The organism is Acidimicrobiales bacterium (genome assembly GCA_036273495.1).
Classification (GTDB): Bacteria; Actinomycetota; Acidimicrobiia; order Acidimicrobiales; family JAJPHE01; genus DASSEU01.
This window is the reverse complement of sequence record DASUHN010000249.1, coordinates 1-17,209: the sequence shown is the minus strand read 5'-3', so window position 1 is coordinate 17,209 and position 17,209 is coordinate 1. Positions and strand designations below refer to the sequence as shown.

General features: G+C 73.1%; 18 protein-coding genes and 1 tRNA gene. 8 read left to right on the top strand and 11 right to left on the bottom strand.

Annotated features, from left to right (window positions below; translation table 11 throughout):
• The 3 genes from VFW24_10790 to VFW24_10780 form a co-directional block, all read right to left on the bottom strand.
• A partial coding sequence (locus tag VFW24_10790) for a hypothetical protein (GenBank protein HEX5267248.1) occupies positions 1-221 on the bottom strand: 221 nt, incomplete at its 3' end.
• A gap of 67 nt (positions 222-288) precedes the next feature.
• Positions 289-374: transfer RNA gene (locus VFW24_10785), tRNA-Ser, on the bottom strand.
• A gap of 11 nt (positions 375-385) precedes the next feature.
• Positions 386-904: a nucleoside deaminase gene (locus tag VFW24_10780; GenBank protein ID HEX5267247.1), complete on the bottom strand. Its 519-nt coding sequence runs from the start codon at positions 902-904 to the stop codon at positions 386-388.
• 159 nt (positions 905-1,063) lie between these two features.
• Between VFW24_10780 and VFW24_10775 the strand changes: the two genes are divergently transcribed.
• The gene (locus VFW24_10775; GenBank protein ID HEX5267246.1) at positions 1,064-1,816 is read left to right on the top strand and encodes a hypothetical protein; all 753 of its coding nucleotides are present in this window, start codon (positions 1,064-1,066) and stop codon (positions 1,814-1,816) included.
• A gap of 1 nt (position 1,817) precedes the next feature.
• Positions 1,818-2,039, top strand: a complete 222-nt coding sequence (locus VFW24_10770) for a hypothetical protein (GenBank protein HEX5267245.1) — start codon at positions 1,818-1,820, stop codon at positions 2,037-2,039.
• Here the strand turns inward: VFW24_10770 and VFW24_10765 are convergent.
• The gene (locus VFW24_10765) at positions 2,002-2,829 is read right to left on the bottom strand and encodes an arginine deiminase-related protein (protein HEX5267244.1); all 828 of its coding nucleotides are present in this window, start codon (positions 2,827-2,829) and stop codon (positions 2,002-2,004) included. The genes VFW24_10770 and VFW24_10765 overlap by 38 nt on opposite strands.
• 10 nt (positions 2,830-2,839) lie before the next feature.
• Positions 2,840-4,051, bottom strand: a complete 1,212-nt coding sequence (locus VFW24_10760) for a TIGR00300 family protein (GenBank protein ID HEX5267243.1) — start codon at positions 4,049-4,051, stop codon at positions 2,840-2,842.
• A 51-nt stretch (positions 4,052-4,102) separates the two neighbouring features.
• Here VFW24_10760 and VFW24_10755 point away from each other — a divergent pair, with 51 nt between their 5' ends.
• On the top strand, positions 4,103-5,437 hold the full coding sequence (locus VFW24_10755; protein HEX5267242.1) for an adenylate/guanylate cyclase domain-containing protein: 1,335 nt from the start codon (positions 4,103-4,105) through the stop codon (positions 5,435-5,437).
• On the opposite strand, the gene VFW24_10750 is transcribed toward VFW24_10755, so the two are convergent.
• Both VFW24_10750 and VFW24_10745 read right to left on the bottom strand, forming a co-directional pair.
• Positions 5,422-8,766, bottom strand: a complete 3,345-nt coding sequence (locus VFW24_10750) for a proline dehydrogenase family protein (GenBank protein HEX5267241.1) — start codon at positions 8,764-8,766, stop codon at positions 5,422-5,424. The two genes, VFW24_10755 and VFW24_10750, sit on opposite strands and share 16 nt — an antisense overlap.
• Positions 8,767-8,821: 55 nt before the next feature.
• The gene (locus VFW24_10745) at positions 8,822-9,946 is read right to left on the bottom strand and encodes a HoxN/HupN/NixA family nickel/cobalt transporter (protein ID HEX5267240.1); all 1,125 of its coding nucleotides are present in this window, start codon (positions 9,944-9,946) and stop codon (positions 8,822-8,824) included.
• Between the two features lie 35 nt (positions 9,947-9,981).
• On the opposite strand from VFW24_10745, the gene VFW24_10740 reads away from it, so the two are divergent.
• Entirely contained in the window at positions 9,982-10,839 is an 858-nt protein-coding gene (locus tag VFW24_10740) for a hypothetical protein (protein HEX5267239.1), read from the top strand.
• A 30-nt stretch (positions 10,840-10,869) separates the two neighbouring features.
• On the opposite strand, the gene VFW24_10735 is transcribed toward VFW24_10740, so the two are convergent.
• Positions 10,870-11,457 carry a YceI family protein gene (locus tag VFW24_10735; protein HEX5267238.1) on the bottom strand — a complete coding sequence of 196 codons (588 nt, stop codon included), beginning with the start codon at positions 11,455-11,457 and terminating at the stop codon, positions 10,870-10,872.
• 83 nt (positions 11,458-11,540) lie between these two features.
• On the opposite strand from VFW24_10735, the gene VFW24_10730 reads away from it, so the two are divergent.
• Both VFW24_10730 and VFW24_10725 read left to right on the top strand, forming a co-directional pair.
• Positions 11,541-12,071 carry a MarR family transcriptional regulator gene (locus tag VFW24_10730; protein HEX5267237.1) on the top strand — a complete coding sequence of 177 codons (531 nt, stop codon included), beginning with the start codon at positions 11,541-11,543 and terminating at the stop codon, positions 12,069-12,071.
• Positions 12,072-12,080: 9 nt separating this feature from the next.
• On the top strand, positions 12,081-12,992 hold the full coding sequence (locus tag VFW24_10725; GenBank protein ID HEX5267236.1) for a TIGR03560 family F420-dependent LLM class oxidoreductase: 912 nt from the start codon (positions 12,081-12,083) through the stop codon (positions 12,990-12,992).
• Between the two features lie 34 nt (positions 12,993-13,026).
• Here VFW24_10725 and VFW24_10720 read toward each other — a convergent pair whose 3' ends face one another.
• From VFW24_10720 to VFW24_10710, 3 genes are all read right to left on the bottom strand, one after another.
• Positions 13,027-13,830 carry a hypothetical protein gene (locus VFW24_10720; GenBank protein HEX5267235.1) on the bottom strand — a complete coding sequence of 268 codons (804 nt, stop codon included), beginning with the start codon at positions 13,828-13,830 and terminating at the stop codon, positions 13,027-13,029.
• A 97-nt stretch (positions 13,831-13,927) separates the two neighbouring features.
• Entirely contained in the window at positions 13,928-14,248 is a 321-nt protein-coding gene (locus tag VFW24_10715) for a hypothetical protein (protein ID HEX5267234.1), read from the bottom strand.
• Between the two features lie 52 nt (positions 14,249-14,300).
• Positions 14,301-14,948: a TetR/AcrR family transcriptional regulator gene (locus VFW24_10710; protein ID HEX5267233.1), complete on the bottom strand. Its 648-nt coding sequence runs from the start codon at positions 14,946-14,948 to the stop codon at positions 14,301-14,303.
• Positions 14,949-15,025: 77 nt separating this feature from the next.
• Between VFW24_10710 and VFW24_10705 the strand changes: the two genes are divergently transcribed.
• Together VFW24_10705 and VFW24_10700 are read left to right on the top strand one after the other, a co-directional pair.
• The gene (locus VFW24_10705; protein ID HEX5267232.1) at positions 15,026-16,504 is read left to right on the top strand and encodes an AMP-binding protein; all 1,479 of its coding nucleotides are present in this window, start codon (positions 15,026-15,028) and stop codon (positions 16,502-16,504) included.
• Positions 16,501-17,209 (top strand): Gfo/Idh/MocA family oxidoreductase (locus VFW24_10700; protein ID HEX5267231.1); only part of this gene is annotated, 709 nt, incomplete at its 3' end. The genes VFW24_10705 and VFW24_10700, both read left to right, overlap by 4 nt.

Genomic DNA, 17,209 nt, shown 5'->3' with positions numbered 1-17,209 from the left:
TCTCCGGACGCCCCGAAGTCGGGGTGCAGGTTGGTGGTGGAGGCGGACATCGACGCCAGCCACTGGGCCGAGTGGGCGTCGACGGGCAGGGCGGAGATGTCGGCGTTCCAGACGTCGTCGGGCGGGAACAGGGGGCACGACGGGGCGCCCGGAACGGCGGTGGCTGCGGATGCGGCCGGTACCGAGGAGAGGGCGGGCACGAGCATGGCGGCGGCGGCCACGGCGAGCGCGATCGCGGTTCGCGTGACGGCCCGGGCCGCCCTGTTCGGACAGCCCGGGCCGCGGGTGCGGAGGGAGTGGGATTTGAACCCACGGTGCCCAAAGGACACAACGGTTTTCGAGACCGTCCGATTCGGCCGCTCTCGCATCCCTCCGGGAAGCAAGGCTAACCGCCGCGTCGTTCGGCGAAGAACCCGCTGAGCAGCTCCCCCGCCCGCTCGGCCCCCACCCCGGCGCGCACCTCGATCTCGTGGTGGAGCCGGGGGTCGACGCAGAGGTTGTAGAGCGAGCCGCAGGCCCCGGCCTTGGGGTCGGGGGCGCCGAAGACCAACCGGCGGACCCGGGCGGCCAGCAGCGCGCCGGCGCACATCGGACAGGGCTCCAGCGTCACCACGACCGTGGCGTCGTCGAGGCGCCAGCCCGGGCGGGAGGCGGCGGCGTCCCGGATGGCCAGCAGCTCGGCGTGGGCCGTCGGGTCCCCGTTCAGCTCCCGCTCGTTGTGGCGGCGGGCCACCACCAGGCCGTCAACCAGCACCACCGCCCCGACCGGGACGTCGCCGTGGCCGGAAGCGGCGGCGGCCTCCTCGAGGGCCAGCTCCATGGCCGCCTCGTCGGACACGGCGGGGGGCCGGTGGGCCCCGCCGGTTTCGCCGGAGTTGCCGACCTCACCGGAAGGTGCCGTCACCGGGACAACCCTAAGTCGTGCTCGGGGCCGACCCGGGCAGGTGCCCCGCCTCCGCCGTCGAACTTACGGGACCAAGAGGACCGGAAGTCCGGGCGGGGCTGGGACCGTCCGGGCACCGATCCCCGCAGGTCCGATCGCCGCGCCGGGCAGAATGGGGCGGTGCGGGCCGTCTTTCTGTTCCTGGCCGCGTTTCTGGCCTGCTCCGTCGAGATGGTCGAGGCTCTGACCATCGTCCTGGCCGTCGGGGTCACACGGGGCTGGCGGTCGACCATGGCCGGGGTGGCGGCGGCCGCCCTGGCACTGGCGGTGCTCGTGGCGGCGCTCGGCCCGGCCCTGACCCGGATCCCGATCAACGCTCTGCGCCTGGTGGTCGGCGCCCTGCTCCTGGTCTTCGGGCTGCAGTGGCTGCGCAAGGCCATCCTGCGGGCCAGCGGGTACAAGGCCCTCCACGATGAGGACGCCATCTACCGCGAGGAGCTGGAGCGGGCCCGCCAGGCCGCCGGGGCCGGCGCCCCCCGGCGCCTCGACGGCTACGCCTTCACGGTGGCGTTCAAGGGGGTCTTCCTGGAGGGCACCGAGGTGGCCTTCATCGTGTTGACGTTCGGAGCGAACCAGCACAACCTGCCGCTGGCCGCGGTGGCGGCGGCCGCCGCTCTGGTGATCGTGGGGGTCGTCGGGGTGGCGGTGCACGCCCCGCTCTCGCGGGTCCCGGAGAACACCATGAAGTTCGCCGTCGGGGTCATGCTCACGACCTTCGGCACCTTCTGGTCCGCCGAGGGCGCCGGCGTGCACTGGCCCGGGTCCGACGCGTCGATCATCGGGGTGCTCGCGTTCACGGTGGCCATGTCGTTTGCCCTGGTCGGGATGCTGCGTCAGCGCCAGCGGGGCCAGATGGCCGTGAGCTCCGCCTGAGATGCGCGCCGTGTCGGCCCTGGGGCGCTTCCTCTACGACTTCGTCGTCGGTGACGACTGGACGGTGGCCGCCGGGGTGGCGGTGGCCCTGGTCGTCGTGTACCTGCTGGCCCACAACGGGGTCGCCGCCTGGTGGTTGCTCCCTCTCGTCGTGGCGGGGGGGCTGGCCGCGTCGCTGCTGCGGGCTACCGGGGGTGGAGGGAGACGTCGAGGGCCAGGGTGAGGCACCGGCAGCCTCCCCCCGCCTTGAGGAACTCCCCCACCTCGCAGACCTCAACGTCGAAGCCCCACTTCTCCAGCTGCCGCCCGACGCGGGGCGGGCAGCTCGGCATCACGATGCGGCTGCCGACGACCACCGAGTTGGCGCAGAACGCCAGAGCCTCGTCGGCTTCGAGCACGAGCAGCTCGGGCACCAGGGCCTCGACCACCCGCCAGCCGTAGCGGTCCCAGCCGGTCGGGGCCACGATGGCCCGGCGGTCGTCGAGGGGACAGAACGTGAGGTCCAGGTGGTAGAGGCGCTCGTCGACCAGCTCGATGGAGCGGACGGCGGCGCCGGTCAGGGCGGAGAGGTAAGCGTGGCTGGCGGCGTCGGACCGCCACCGGTACCCGGCCAGCAGCACACCCGCGAACGGCAGCCCGTCCCCGGCCCCCTCCTGGCACACGTCCTCCGGCAGCAACGAGATGTCGTAGCCGCGGGCCGAGAACCAGGCGACGTCGTGCTCGGTCTCGGGCCGGCGCTCGGCGTGGCGGAACCGGGCGGGCACGAACTGGCCGCCGTTGACCACCCCGGCGTTGGCGGTGAACACGAGGTCGGGCACCGCCGCCTCCGGATCCATGGTCTCCACCTCGGCGCCGGCGGCGGTCAATGTGGCGCGCAGGTTCTCCCACTGCTCCCGGGCCCGGTCGCGGTCGACCGCCACCTCGCGGTGCATCCAGGGGTTGATCTCGTACAGGACGCCGAAGTAGCTGGGCGGGCACATGAGGTAGCGCCGGCCCCACCCCGGGCCGCTCACCGCCGGCCCGTCAGGGTCCACACAGCTCCCCGACCAGGTCCCGCAGGAACAGGCCGACGTCGGTCACGATCCCGAGGGCCTGGTGGCTGCCGCGGTCGGCCAGCTTGGTCACCACCGCCTGGTTGATGTCGACGCAGTAGGTCTCGACCCCCGCCGGCAGCAGGTTGCCGGTGGCGATGGCGTGCAGCGTCGACGCCAGCATCAGGGCCACGGTGACCCCGCCCAGCTGGGCCCGCATGGCGTCGGCGGCCTCGACCACGTCGGTGTACACGTCGGGCAGCGGGCCGTCGTCGCGAATCGAGCCGGCGAGCACGAACGGCACGCCCTTCTTCACGCAGTCGTGCATCACCCCGCCCGGGAGGAAGCCGTCGGCGACGGCGGCGGCGATCGACCCCCGCCGGCGCACCTCGTTGATGGCCCGCAGGTGGTTGGCGTGCCCGTGCTCCGTCGGCGTCCCCTCGGACATCGACACCCCGAGCGACGTCCCGAGCACGTTCGACTCGATGTCGTGGGTGGCAAAGCCGTTACCCGCGAACAGCACGTCCACCCAGCCCTCCCGCACCAGCCGGGCCACGTCGGGGGCGGCGCCGGTGTGCACCACCGCCGGCCCGCAGACGGCCAGGACCTTCCCGCCGGCCTCCTTGGCGGATGCGATGCGGCGGGCCACCTCGGCCACCACCAGGGCCTTGGGCTTCTCCGAGCTCACCTCCGACGACATGAACTCGAACGGGGTCGAGCCCCGAGGCCGGGACGGGGCCACCACCTCGACACCCTCCATCCCGACGACCACCGGGTCCCCGGCGCCGATCCGGTGCATGGGGACGGTGCGGGCCCGGCCGTCGGCCACCACGAGGGCGCAGTCCATCTCCGGGTTCTCGACGTCGAGCCACCCCCCGCCCACCAGCACCCGCGTCGAGAGATTGGTCGTGGAGTAGAAGCCGGCGGGCAGGACGCCGTCGCGCTCGGCGGGCACGAGGACGGCGTCCCCCCGCACGACCCGGTTGGCCCCGTGGACCTGCAGCTGCTCGAGGAGGCGGTCGAGGCCGGCCCGGTCGGCGGCGGAGACCTCCAGGCGGGCCCGGCTGGCGTCGGCGTTGGTCCGGCCGATGTCCACGTCGACGACCCGGTAGTCGGCGCCGGCCCCCAGGATCACGTCGAGCACCTTGGCCAGGATCAGGGAGTCAATGATGTGACCCTGCAGCTCGACGGTCTCGGTCTCCATCGCGACCACCCTTCTCTCCGTGGCCGCCCGAGCGTGCCACTCTGGGGCGCTGTGACGACGGATGTGCGCTACGCCCGCAGTGGCGGGCTCTCGATCGCATACCAGGTCCTGGGCCACGGCCCCCCGGACGTGGTGTTCATCCCCGGGTTCATCTCGCATGTCGAGCTGAACTGGGACTCCCCGTTCTTCCGGCCTCTCATGGAGCGGACCAGCCGCTTTGCCCGATTGGTGATATTCGACAAGCGGGGTACGGGCCTGTCGGACCGCTCGCTCGGCAGCGGCTCGGTGGAGGACCGGATGGACGACGTCCGGGCGGTGATGGACGCCGCCGGCCTGGAAAAGGCCGCCCTCTTCGCCATGAGCGAGGGCGGGCCCCTGGCCATGACCTTCGCCGCCACCTACCCGGAGCGGGTGACGGCCCTGGCCCTGTACGGGACCTACGCCCGGTGCACGCCGGACGTCGACTACCCGGCCGGGCTTCCGGCCCACGTCGTCGACGCCTTTCCCGGGATGCTGGAGCAGGCCTGGGGCACCGGCCGGGGCCTGCGGTACGTCCTCCAGCACGCTCCCGAGACGCCGGAGACCGACGCCTTCCTCGCCCGCTTCGAGCGCAACGCCTGCACCCCGCCGGCCGTGGCGGAGATCATGCGGAACAACGTCGCCATCGACGTCCGGGCCGCCCTGCCTCTCATCCACTGCCCCACCCTCGTAATCCACACCAAGGGTGATCCCTTGGTCCCGGTCGCCCACAGCCGCTGCCTGGTGGAGGGCATCGACGGGGCGCGCCTGGCCGAGCTTCCCGGGGACTTCCACGTCTCGTGGCGGGAGGAGGACATCGAGCCGGTGCTGGACGCGTTCGAGGAGTTCGTCGTCGGGCATCCCGTCGACGCCTCGTCCGGACCGACCGACCGCGTTCTCGCGACCGTGCTGTTCACCGACATCGTGGGCTCGACGGAGCAGGCGGTGGCGCTCGGGGACCGGCGCTGGCGGGAGCTGCTCGACCGCCACGACGACCTGGCCCGCCTGCGCATCGGGGAGTACGGCGGCCGGCTGGTGAAGACCACCGGCGACGGCGTGCTGGCCACCTTCGACGGTCCGGCCCGGGCCATCCGCTGCGCCACGGCCCTACGCGACGGCTCGGCGCCGCTGGGCCTGGCCATCCGCGCCGGCATCCACACCGGCGAGGTCGAGATGCGCCAGTCCGACGTGGGCGGGGTGGCGGTGCACATCGGCGCCCGGGTGTCGGCCCTGGCCGGCCCGGGGGAGATCCTGGTGTCGCGCACGGTGAAGGACCTCGTGGTCGGCTCGGGGCTGGGCTTCTGCGACAAGGGCAGCCACCAGCTGAAGGGCCTGCCCGAGGAATGGCAGATCTACGCCGTGGCCTGACGGCGCCGATCGACGCGTCCGGCCCGCCGGCCCCGGCCCGCCGCCGTCAGGTCGTTCCGGTCGTAGACGACGTTGCCGTAGCGGTGCAGGCTGCGGGAGATCACCTGCTCGCGCAGCCACCGCACCAGCTCGATGCGCCCGTGCGAGCAGATCGGCTCGTCGAGGACCGTCACGCCGTGCTCGGCGGCGGCGGCCAGCACCTCGGGCTCGGGTGGACCGAGGATGCGCAGGCGGGCGTCCGGGCGGCCCGGCAGACGGGCGGCCAGGCCGGCGGCGCTCTCCGAGGCGGCCCGCGAGACGCTCAACGGCGTCCCGGTCACGGCGGCCGCCCGCGCCGCCTTCTCCAGCTCCTCGTCGGAGACGTCGGCGGACGCGCGCACGATGACCCCCGGCGCGAAGGGCCGGTAGCGCAGCTCGTTGGACTCGCTGTGCAGCCCGGCCAGCTCGGTGGTCCGCCCGAAGTGGCGGTCCATCCAGCCGGCGTAGTCACGGGCGGCGTCCTCGACACCCACGGGCGACGCGTCCCACCAGCGCCGCAGCCCGATCAGGTAGTTGGGACCGCCGGCCTTGGCGGTGGGCCCGGAACTCGAGCGCTTCCAGCCTCCGAAGGGCTGGCGGCCGACGATGGCGCCGGTCGTGTGCCGGTTGATGTAGGCGTTGCCGGCCTGGACGGCGTCGGCCCAGCGCCGGTGCTCGGCGGGGTCGAGGGCGTGCAATCCGGCGGTCAGCCCGTAGGGCACGGCGTTCTGCCACTCCAGGGCCTGATCGAGGTCGGCGGCGCGCATCACCCCGAGCACGGGACCGAACCACTCGGTCATGTGCGCCCACGAGCCGGGACGGACACCGGTGCGCACCCCCGGGGACCACAGCCTCCGGTCGGCATCGAGGCAGCGGGGCTCGACCAGCCATGACTCGCCCGGATCGAGCGCGGTGAGCGCCCGCTCCAGAGCAGGGGTGAACGGCCCGACGATGGGACCGACGTCGGTGGCCGGGTCGGTGGCGGGGCCGACGCGCAGGCTGCGCACCGCGTCGGCCAGCTGGCGCAGGAACGGGCTGCGGTCGTGGAGCGGGCCGGCCACGATGGCCAGGCTGGCCGCCGAGCACTTCTGGCCGGCGTGGCCGAACGCCGAGCGCACCAGGTCGCGCACCGCCTGGTCGACGTCGGCGGTGGCGCTCACGACCAGGGCGTTCTTGCCGCTGGTCTCGGCCAGGAGGCGCCGGCCCGGCGCCCACCGCCTGAACAGCCTGGCCGTCTCCCACGACCCGGTGAGCACCACCGCCCCCACGTCGGGATGGGTCACCAACCGCTCCCCGGCCGGCCCGTCCGGCGCCGCCACCAGCGCCACCACGTCCTCGGGCACGCCGGCCTCGTGCAGCTGCTCGACGATGAGGGCCGACGCGGCGGGGGCCTCGGGGCTCGGCTTCAGGATCACGCTGTTGCCCGCCGCCAGCGCGGCCAGGACCCCGCCGGCGGGGATGGCATAGGGGAAGTTCCACGGCGGGGCCACGACCACCACCCCGAGCGGACGGCTGTCGACGCGTCCGCCGAGCTCGTCGAGGAGGCCGACCGCCCCGGCGTACCAGCGGGCGTAGTCGACCGCCTCCGAGACCTCCGGGTCGGCTTCGGCAAAGGTCTTGCCCGCCTCCGCCGCCATGGCCGCCACCGCGTCGGCGCGGCCCGCCGCCATGACGTCGGCGGCGGCGCCGAGGATCCGGCCCCGCTCTCCGGGCGCGGCCGCCTGCCACTCCCGCACCGCTGCTGCGACCCGGCCCACGGCGCGCTCGACGTCGGCCTCGCCGGCAGCGGCGGGGGCCGGGGGGCGGGGCCGGCGCAGGGCGGCGAGGGCCCACTCCCGGTTGGCGGGCACGGTGAGGTCGGTGTCGGGGTCGTTGGCGAAGTGGGGCGGTGACGCGGTCGAGGCGTCGGGGGAGGCGGGGCCCGGCGGCGCGGTTCGGTCCTGGGTCTGGAACGGAACGGTCCGCACCCGGCGGCGGCTCTGCATCGAGGCGTCGAACCGCCGGGCCTGCTCCGTCCACGCCTCGCCGTCCGGCTCCATGTCGAGGGCGTGGCGCAGGAAGCCCTCGGGCGTGGCGTTCTCGTCCAGGCGCCGGGCCAGGTAGGCGAGGGCGTTGCGGAAGTCCCGGCGGGAGGTGGCGGGCACGTACAGCAGGAGGCCGCCCGCCCGGCGGGCCACCGCATCGGCCTGGTCGTCGGCCATCCCCGCCAGCATCTCGATGTCAAGGTGCACGCCGAAGCGCTCGGCCAGGACCAGCGCCAGGGCCACGTCGAACAGGTTGTGGGAGGCGACCCCGACCTGGGTTACGCCGCGGCGGGCCGCCTCCACCAGCTTCTCGAGCAGGGCCAGGTAGGAGGCGTCGGTGTCCGCCTTGCTGGGATACGACGGGGCGGGCCACCCGTGGGCCTCGGCGTCGACCTGCTCCATGGCGAGGTTGGCGCCCTTCACCAGCCGGATGCGGATCGGCGCCCTGCCCGTGCGCCGGCGCTCCTCGGCAAACGCCAGGAGACGCTCCAGGGCGCCGTGGCTGTCGGGCAGGTAGGCCTGGAGGGCTATGCCGGCGGTGAGAGAGGAGAGCTCGGGCCGGTCGAGGACGGCGATGAACGACTCCACGGTGAGGTCGAGGTCGCGATGCTCCTCCATGTCGAGGTTCACCAGCTTGGGAGGGTCGTAGGACGCGGCCAGCCGGTACAGGCGGAGCAACGGACCGGCTACGCGTTCGACCGACCCGGCGGAATCGATCAGCGACAGCCCGGGCGCCACCGCCGAGACCTTCACCGACACGCAGTCGACGTCGGGGCGACGGAGCAGCGTCTCGACCGAGGCGACCCGCTTCTCCGCCTCCTGCCAGCCGAGGATCGCCTCCCCGAGGAGGTTGAGGTTGGGCCGGCGGCCCGCCCCCCGCAGCCGGCCGAGGCGCCGCCCGAGGGGACGGGGCTCGGCGGGATACACGAGGAGGTCGGTCTCGTGCCGGAGCCGGGCCGACACCAGTCCGGTCACCGGGCCGGGCGCCAGGCGCGCCGTGACGGCGCCGGCGCGCAGAAGGAGCCGGTCCCACTCCGAGACCCCGTCGAGTGGCCCGGTCGTCACCGCCATCAGCTGGCGGGCGGCGGTCGGGAAGTCGAACGGGCGCAGCACCCGGTCGGCGAGGGAGAACACCAGCCGGGTGCCGGTGTCGCTCTGGAGCACCCGGCGCAGGCGGGTCTGGCGGCGGACCTGCGACCGGGTGGCGCCGGCCCGGCCCTCGGTGAGCAGCGCGGCGGCCAGCGCACGCGCCTCAGCAGCCAGCTGGTCGTCGGCTGCCTGCGCCACCCCGCCTATTACACACGCCGGGCGGCCCGCCGCCGCGGTTCACGCTCGCGGACTCTCAGTCGGCGCCGCCGGACAGGGCGAAGCGCTGCTCGACCCGCCCCCACCGCCACACGCCCAGCGCCACCGCCCACACCACGACGAACAGCCCGACGATGAAGAAGCCGGCCTTGTTGATGTCGAAGCGGCCGACGAGGTCCCAGAACCCACCCGAGAGACGGAGCTCGCTCTGCAGGACCGACAGCAGCTCGATGGTGCCGATCACGAACGCCACCGCCACCGACAGGGCGGTGATGGTGATGTTGTAGTACACCTTCCGCACCGGGTTGGAGAACGCCCACCCGTAGGCGAAGTTCATGAACGAGCCGTCGGCGGTGTCGAGCAGCGACATCCCGGCGGCAAACAGGATCGGCAGCGACAGGATGGCCCAGAAGGGCAGGCCGGCGGCCACCGACCCCCCCGCCAGAACCAGGAGGGCTATCTCGGTGGCGGTGTCGAACCCGAGGCCGAACAGGAAACCGAGGGGGTACATCTTCCACGGCGCGTCGATCCGGCGGGCCAGCGGACCGAAGAAGCGGTTCATCATCCCCCGGGCGTTCAACTGACGCTCGAGCTCGTCGTGGTCGAACTGGCCGCGCCGCAGAGCCAGGAAGATGCCGACGATCGACACCAGGATCACCAGGTTGAGGATGGCGATCACGTACAGGAAGCTCCCCGACACCAGCGTCCCGATGAGGCCGGTGTAGTGGTGCAGTCCGGACTGCTGGTTGCGCACCTGCCCGGTCAGGGCCCGGATGCCGAAGTTGAGCAGGATCGAGAGGAAGAACACCACGCTGGAGTGGCCGAGAGAGAACCAGAACCCGGTGGACAGTGGACGCTTGCCCTCGGCCATGAGCTTGCGGGTGGTGTTGTCGATGGCGGTGATGTGGTCGGCGTCGAAGGCGTGGCGCATCCCCAGCGTGTAGGCCAGAAGACCGGTCCCGATGCCGAACGTCGTCCCGCTCGACACGGTGTAGTGATGGGGGGCGGCCAGGAACAGCAGGAGGAACCCGAGCACGTGCAGGAACACGACGAAGCCGACCATGGCCCCGGTGCGCCGCCACTCCGAGGGGGTCATGGCGCGGCGCACCCGTTCGATACGGCCGGCCGGGGTGATCAGTTCGGCGCTTGCCAGAGCCGACATGCGCCCATGCTCCCCTACCTGCGACCTGGACGCAAGTGAACACTGGAGGCACGGCCGGGCCGGCGCGGAGGCGGGTCGGAGCGGTGGTGGTCGGGGCCTCTTGCGCCCTCCTGCTGGCCGCCTGCAGCGGGGGCTCGGGCCCGGCCCGCAAGCCGGCCGGTCGCGCCGGCGCCGGCCGGACGTCCCCGCCGTCCAAGACCCCGCCGCCCACCTGGGCGCCGGGAATCACCCCCGTCGAGGCGGACGCCGGCACCGCGACCAACCAGGACGGGATCGCCCCCTGGCTGGCCCCGGTCGGGGCGCCCGCTCCCACTGCTCCCCGGTCCCGGGGCTGCGCCGCTCTCCATGACCCGGGGTGGCGCGCCGAGTGCGTGCGCGTCGACACGGGCCCGGCCGTCCTGACCGGGGTGGTCGAGAGCCGCTCCAGCGGCGGGAACCCGGCGGTGTGGCAGGTGGCGGTGTGGAGGGAGCAGGGCCAGCAGGAGGTGAGGATCCTGGCGGCCGGGGACCCCACCACCCCGATGTGGGCGTGGGCGGCGCTGCGTAGCGCCGACCTGGCCGGGGACCACCACCAGGAGCTGGTCTTCGGCTTCGAGAACGAGGGGACGGGCGGAGTCCTCGACCTCGACGTGGTGGGCGGGGCAGGGGGGCTGGTCGGCAGCCAGATCGCCGTCTACAAGGGGGCCGCCACCCTCTCGGGGGGCCGGATCGTCACCTACCACCCGATCTACCGGGAGGACGATCCCCACTGCTGTCCGACGGGCGGGGCCGACCGGGACACCGTGGCGCTCGAGGGGAGCAGGTGGGTGGTGGTGGGTGCGGATCCCTATCCCCTGCCGGGGGCGGGCCGGCCCGGCTTCCCCAACGACTTCGGGCCGCCCCGGCTCAGGTGAGCGGAGGGCGGCCCGGAGCGGTCGGGTCGGTCATGCCTCCGTCGGCGTGCGCACAGCGGCGATGTCGAGCTCGAGGGTGATCTTGTCGGACACCATCACCCCTCCGGCCTCCAGGGCGGCGTTCCAGGTGAGGCCCCAGTCCTTGCGATTGATGACCGTCCGGGCCTCGAAGCCGGCCCGGTCGTTGCCGAAGGGGTCCCGGACCAGGCCGTTGTACTCGATGTCCAGGGTCACGGGCCGGGAGACGCCCTTGATGGTGAGGTCCCCGGTGAGGCGGTAGTTGTCCTGCCCGTTGCGCTCGGCCTTGGTCGACTTGAAGGTCATGGTCGGGTACTTCTCGACCTCGAAGAAGTCGCTGGTGCGCAGGTGCTCGTCGCGCTGGGGCTGGCCGGTCTCGACGGTACCCATCTGCACGGTCACCTCGGCGGTGGAGCGGCTCGGGTCGGCCTCGTCCAGGTAGAGGCTCCCGGAGAAGTCGTTGAACTTCCCCCGGACCTTGGTCACCATGGCGTGCCGGGCCACGAAGCCGAGGCGGCTGTGGGCGGGGTCGATCTGGTACTGGCCGGTGACGGTCCCGGCGGGCGAGGTCTGGGCGGTGGTGTCGGTCTCAGTGGTCATCTGGCGATCTCCTTTAATGCTTGAGCAAGCAACAACATCGTATACCCTCGCACTTGCTTCGTCAAGCAACTATAATGGCGGACATGCCGGCGTCCACCCCGACCTCCCCCCGCCCACCGCGGGTGGTGCCCCTGGACCCCGCCGAGGAGCGGGCGTGGCGGGCCGTGGCCCGGGCGATGATCGTCCTGCCCCGGGTCCTCGAGTCCGAGCTGGAGGCGGAGCACCGCCTGACCATGGCGGAATACGTCGTGCTCGTGAACCTGTCCGAGGAGCCGGAGCAGGCCCTGCGCATGACCGACCTGGCCGACCGGGCCGCCCTGTCACTCTCGGGGATGACCCGGGTGGTGGACCGCCTCGTCCGCCAGGGCCTGGTCGAGCGCACCAAGTGCCCGTCCGACGCCCGGGGCAGCTACGCCCGGCTCACCGACGGCGGCCTGGCCAAGCTGCGGGAGGCCTACGTCACCCACCTGCGGGGGGTGCGGGAGCACGTCATGGACCACTTGCGGGGAGTGGACCTGGCCGAGTTCGCCGAATGCATGGAGCGGATCACGGGCCGGTGCCCGGCCGGCGCCGACGCCGACGCCGCCCCGGAGGTGCGCCGAGCGCTCCTTTAGGCTCCCCCGATGCGCTTCAGTGTGTGGCCGAACCCGCAGCGGACATGGGACCAGGTCCGCGAGATCGTCGAGCGGTGCGACGAGACGGGGTGGGACGGGGCGTACTACGCCGACCACTTCATGCCCGACGATCCGGAGGGCCGGCCGAGCGACGGCGCCTATCTCGAGTGCTGGTCGGTGCTGGCCGGGCTGGCCGCCCGGACGGAACGGCTCCGGCTCGGCTCTCTGGTGTCCGGGAACCTCTACCGGCACCCGGCCGTGCTGGCGAACACCGCCGCCACCATCGACCACATGAGCGGCGGGCGCCTGGTCCTCGGCCTCGGTGCGGGGTGGCAGGTCAACGAGCACGCCGCCTACGGCATAGACCTGCCGGCGCCCGGGGAGCGGGTGGACCGGCTGGAGGAGGCGTGCGCGGTCGTGAGCTCGTTGCTGCGAGAGACGCGCACCACCTACTCGGGCCGGTACTACCGCCTGACCGACGCGCCCTGTGAGCCCAAGCGCCACGAGGGCCACCTTCCCCTGCTCGTCGGCGGCGCCGGCGAGAAGCGGACGCTGCCCGTCGCCGCCCGCTACGCCGACGAATGGAACGCCTGGACCACCCCCGACGTGTTCAAGCACAAGAGCGGGCTGCTCGACGGCTACTGCGAGGAGATCGGGCGCGACCCGGGCACGATCCGCCGCTCGACGCAGGCGATGGTGTTCCTGAGCAAGGACGAGTCGTGGCTGGCCCGCTTCCGGGACCAGGGCCCGGGCCGGCCGGTGCTGGTCGGGACCCCGGCCGAGGTGACCGACCGGGTCGGCGCCTACCAGGCGGTCGGCGTCGAGGAACTGATCGTTCCCGACTGGACGATGGGTCCGGTCGAGCGCACCCTCGACACCCTCGAGATGTTCCGCACCGAGGTGGCGGCCCACTTCGGCTGACCGGCCCGGGCCGCGGGGGCGGGCCGGGCCGCGGCTACCAGAGCTGGTCCAGGTAGGTGTCCCGGCCCGGAGTGGTCCGGAAGAACGGGGCCACCAGCTGGGTGTCGGCCACGCCCGCCTTCTCGACGGCGTCGGTGTAGTCGCGCAGTCCCTTCAACGCCTCGCGGACGTCCCCGTCCACGAACAGGATCTGCAGCAGCCGGTTGGTGCCGCCGGCCGGGGTGCCGAGGGGCATCGGGCTACCCGACGAGACCTCCTCGGACGGTGCGTGCGGCGTCCACGACGAGGCGATCTCGATGGCCGAGCCGGACAGGGCGTCGGGGATGATGCTCGCAGACAGGTCGCGGTGCAGGTCCGCCGCCGTCCGGCCGTCGCGTCCGTCGAACCACGCCACCACGATGCCGGGATAGCCGTGGTCGAGGGCCAGGTCGACCGGCACCGGGTCGTCGTCGCGGTAGTTGGCGCCGACGTGATCCACCACCACGGTGTGGACGTGGCTGCGCTCGGCGAAGCCCCGGTTGTTGGAGTACAGCCAGTGCACCTGCGGGAGGGCCCACTGGTCGAAGTGCTCCTCGTGGTGACCCTTCTCGACCCAGTAGATCGAGACGTAGGCGCCGGCGTCGTAGGGCTGGGCCACCTTCTCCGTCTTCGGCCAGCGCAGGTCGCGGAGGAACCGGGGCGCGATCCACCGGCTGCCGGCGAAGAGGTACGGACCGATCATGCAGCCGGCGTAGTAGTGGTCCCTCTCGTACCAGCGGTTGTAGGCCTTCTCGAACCCCTTGTGGGGATCGACCATCGTGACCAGGGCGCTGCCGGCCTTGACCGGGTAGTCGTTCACGCCTCCAGGATCCAGCGGGTATGCCACCGCTCCTCCTTCGTCCGCCCCCCCGTGGGAACAGCGGTGTCTACCACGGCCACGGGCGGGCCGGGACGGGTCAGTCCTTGAGCTCGATCAGGATCTCGTAGTACGGCTTCTTGCCGACGTTGCGCGCCGTCTCCACGCCGCCGCGCCCGATGTAGATGGCGTTGCCCGGGGCCACGTCGGCCTCGATGTACTCGTTGTACTGGCCCTGGGAGTCGGGCTCGGGCACGCCGGCGATGCGGTCACCGTCGATCTGCACGAGGACGTAGTCGAGGTCGTGCCTGTGCACGGCGCTGTCCTGCCCCGGGTCGAGGCGCATCTCCCAGATCCGCACCCGGTCGTTGTCCAGGAGAACCTTGGTGGCCACTCCCCCGAGGACTCGCTCTGCCGGCATCGCTCTCCTTTTCGTAGTTCGTTCCGGGCCGCCCGAGCGGCGCCGCCGGGGACTAGGGGGCCCCGATCCCCTTGAGGCAGAACTGCACCAAATGGTCGGTCTCGGCGGCCGAGGGGCGGGTGCCCCGGCTGACGTGGGCGTGCAGGGTGCCGAAGCTGACCTCGTAGACGGCCCGGGCGTCGCGGCGGGCGGCGGCGGCGCTGCGGCCGCCGGGCAGGTCGGCCACGGCATCGGCCAGCAGGCCCAAGAGCAGGTCGACCGCCTCCTGCTGCTCCTCGGGGAACTGCTCCGCCAACCGGTCCTGATGGGCCAGGAAGGGGCGGGTGCGCGCCGCCACGTCGGGGTCGGCGGCCTGGGCCAGCACGCCCTCGATCCACGCCCGGACCCGGCCCTCGGGCGTCCCCTCCTTCTCCATCCGGTGGGCCAGGTAGCCGACCAGGCGGCGGCGGCCGTCGTCGAGCAGCACCAGCATCAGCTCGTCCTTGGAGCGGAAGTGCTTGTAGAAGGCCTGGGTCGACAGGCCCGACTCCCGCAGGATGTCCCGGAGGCGGGGATCGAAGCTGCCGGTGCGGGCCACCAGCCGGTAGGTGGCGTCGACGATCCGCTGCACCTCCTGGACGTACGACTGCTCCCGCTGGGCCATGGACCGCTCGAGGGAGCGGCGGACCACGGCCTGGCTCAGCTCGGGCGTGCGCACCATCGCCCTTCAACATACAATCCTGTTCTGGATTGTCCAGAACAATGTTCTGGAGTCGGAGGAGGGGGCTACCGCTCGAGATGCCGGCCGGCGACCTGCTGATCGGGGACGTCTTCCGCAGCGCGGCGCGCTCCGTGCCCGGGCGGGTGGCGGCGGCGCTGGACGGGGCGGAGCTGACCTTCTCCGATCTCGACGCCGGGGCCAACTCCTATGGCCGCGCTCTGGCGGCCCGGGGGGTGGGCCGGGGGGACCGGGTGGTGGTGTGGAGCGCCACCAACCTCGACACCCTCAAGGTCTTCGCCGGGGCGGCCAAGCTCGGGGCCGTCTTTGCCCCGCTGAGCTCGGCCCTCTCCGCCGGGGAGGCGGCGCCGGTGGCGGCGGCGGTGTGCCCCGCCGTCCTCGTGTTCGACCCCGACCGGGCCGAGGCGGCGCAGCAGGTGGCGGCCCGAGCCGGAGCCACCGCTCTCGGGCTGGCCGACCTGGCCGCAGCGGCGGCGCAAGAGGACGCCGCTGCCGATCTCTCGTGCGGGCAGCTGCGGGAGGACGACCCCCACGTCATCTTCTTCACCAGCGGCAGCACCGGCCGCCCCAAGGGGGTGGTGATCTCGCACCGGGTGAGCTACCTGCGCACCCACCCGGGGGCCCTGCTCGAGCCGCGCGGCGCCATGGTGTGCCCGTACCCGCTGTTCCACATGGGGGCGTGGACCATTGCCCTGCAGCAGTGGCAGGCCCGGGACCGCGTCGTCCTGCTGTCGGCCTTCGACGCCGCTGCCCTGGGCGCCGCCATCCAGGACCACCGCGCCACCCGGCTCAACTGCATCCCGGCCATCTGGCGCCGCCTGCTCGACCACGTGCAGACCGCCGCCGGCCAGGCACTGGACCTGTCGTCGGTCCGCGTCGCCGACACCGGGACGTCGGCCACGCCCCTCGAGCTGCTCGAGGCCATCCGCGCCGCCATGCCGAACGCCAACCTGCGCGTGTTCTACGGCTCCACCGAGGCCGGCCCGGTGGCGATGCTCGAGGACGGCGACGTGACGCGCAAGCCCGGCAGCTGCGGCGTCGTCGTCCCCACCGCCGACGTGCGCATCGACGTCACCGGGGAGCTGTGGGTGCGCGGTCCCCTGCTGTTCGACGGCTACTACGACGACCCCGCCGCCACGGCCGAGGCGGTCGTCGACGGGTGGTATCGGACCGGAGATCTGGCCGAGGTCGACGACGAGGGCTACCTCACCATCGTCGGCCGGGCCCGCGACGTCATCCGCACCGGCGGAGAGACGGTTTCCCCCCTGGAGGTGGAGCAGGTGCTGACGATGCATCCGCAGGTGGCCGACGTGGCGGTGGTCGGCCTGCCCGATGCCCAGTGGGGGGAGGTGGTGTGCGCCGTCGTCGTCCCCGCCGACGGAGCGGCGCCGCCCGAGCTGTCCGAGCTCCAGGCCCACTGCGCCGGCCGGCTGGCCCGCTTCAAGCACCCCCGCCGGCTGGCGGTCGTCGACACCCTGCCCCGCACGGCGTCCACCAACCAGGTGCAGCGCCGCCTGCTGGCGGAGCGCCTCGGATGAGCGCCGCCCCGCGGGGACCGGGCGCGGCCGTGGTCGGCACCGGCTTCGGCTGCCTGACCCACGTGCGCGCCCTGCGCGCCGCCGGCTTCGAGGTGGTGGCGCTGGTCGGCCGGGACCCCGGGCGCACGACGGAGCGGGCCCGGCGCTTCGATGTGCCGCACCCGTGCACGGCGCTGGCCGACGCCCTGGGGCGCGACGACGTGGAGGTGGTCACGGTGGCCACGCCGCCCGCCACCCACCGGGCCATCGTCGAGGAGGTCGTGGGGAGCGGCCGGCACGTGGTGTGCGAAAAGCCCTTTGCCCGGGACACCGCCGAGGCGCGGGCCATGCTGGCGGCGGCCGAGGCGGCGGGGGTGGTCCATCTGGTGGGCACGGAGTTCCGTTTCGCCTCCGGGCAGGCCCTGCTCCGGCGGGCGGTGGCCGACGGGATGATCGGCACCCCCCGCCTGGCCACGTTCATGCTCCACATGCCCCTGCTGGCCGACCCCGCCGCCGCCGTGCCCGACTGGTGGTCCGACGCCGGCCAGAGCGGGGGCTGGCTCGGCGCCCACGCCGCTCACGTGATCGACCAGGTGCGCACCACGCTCGGCGAGATATCCGGAGTGAGCGCCGGGCTCAACGTCGTCTCGGACCATCCGTGGTCGGCCGAGGACAGCTACACCGTCCACTTCCGGGCCGGGGAGGTCGAAGGGGTGATGCAGAGCA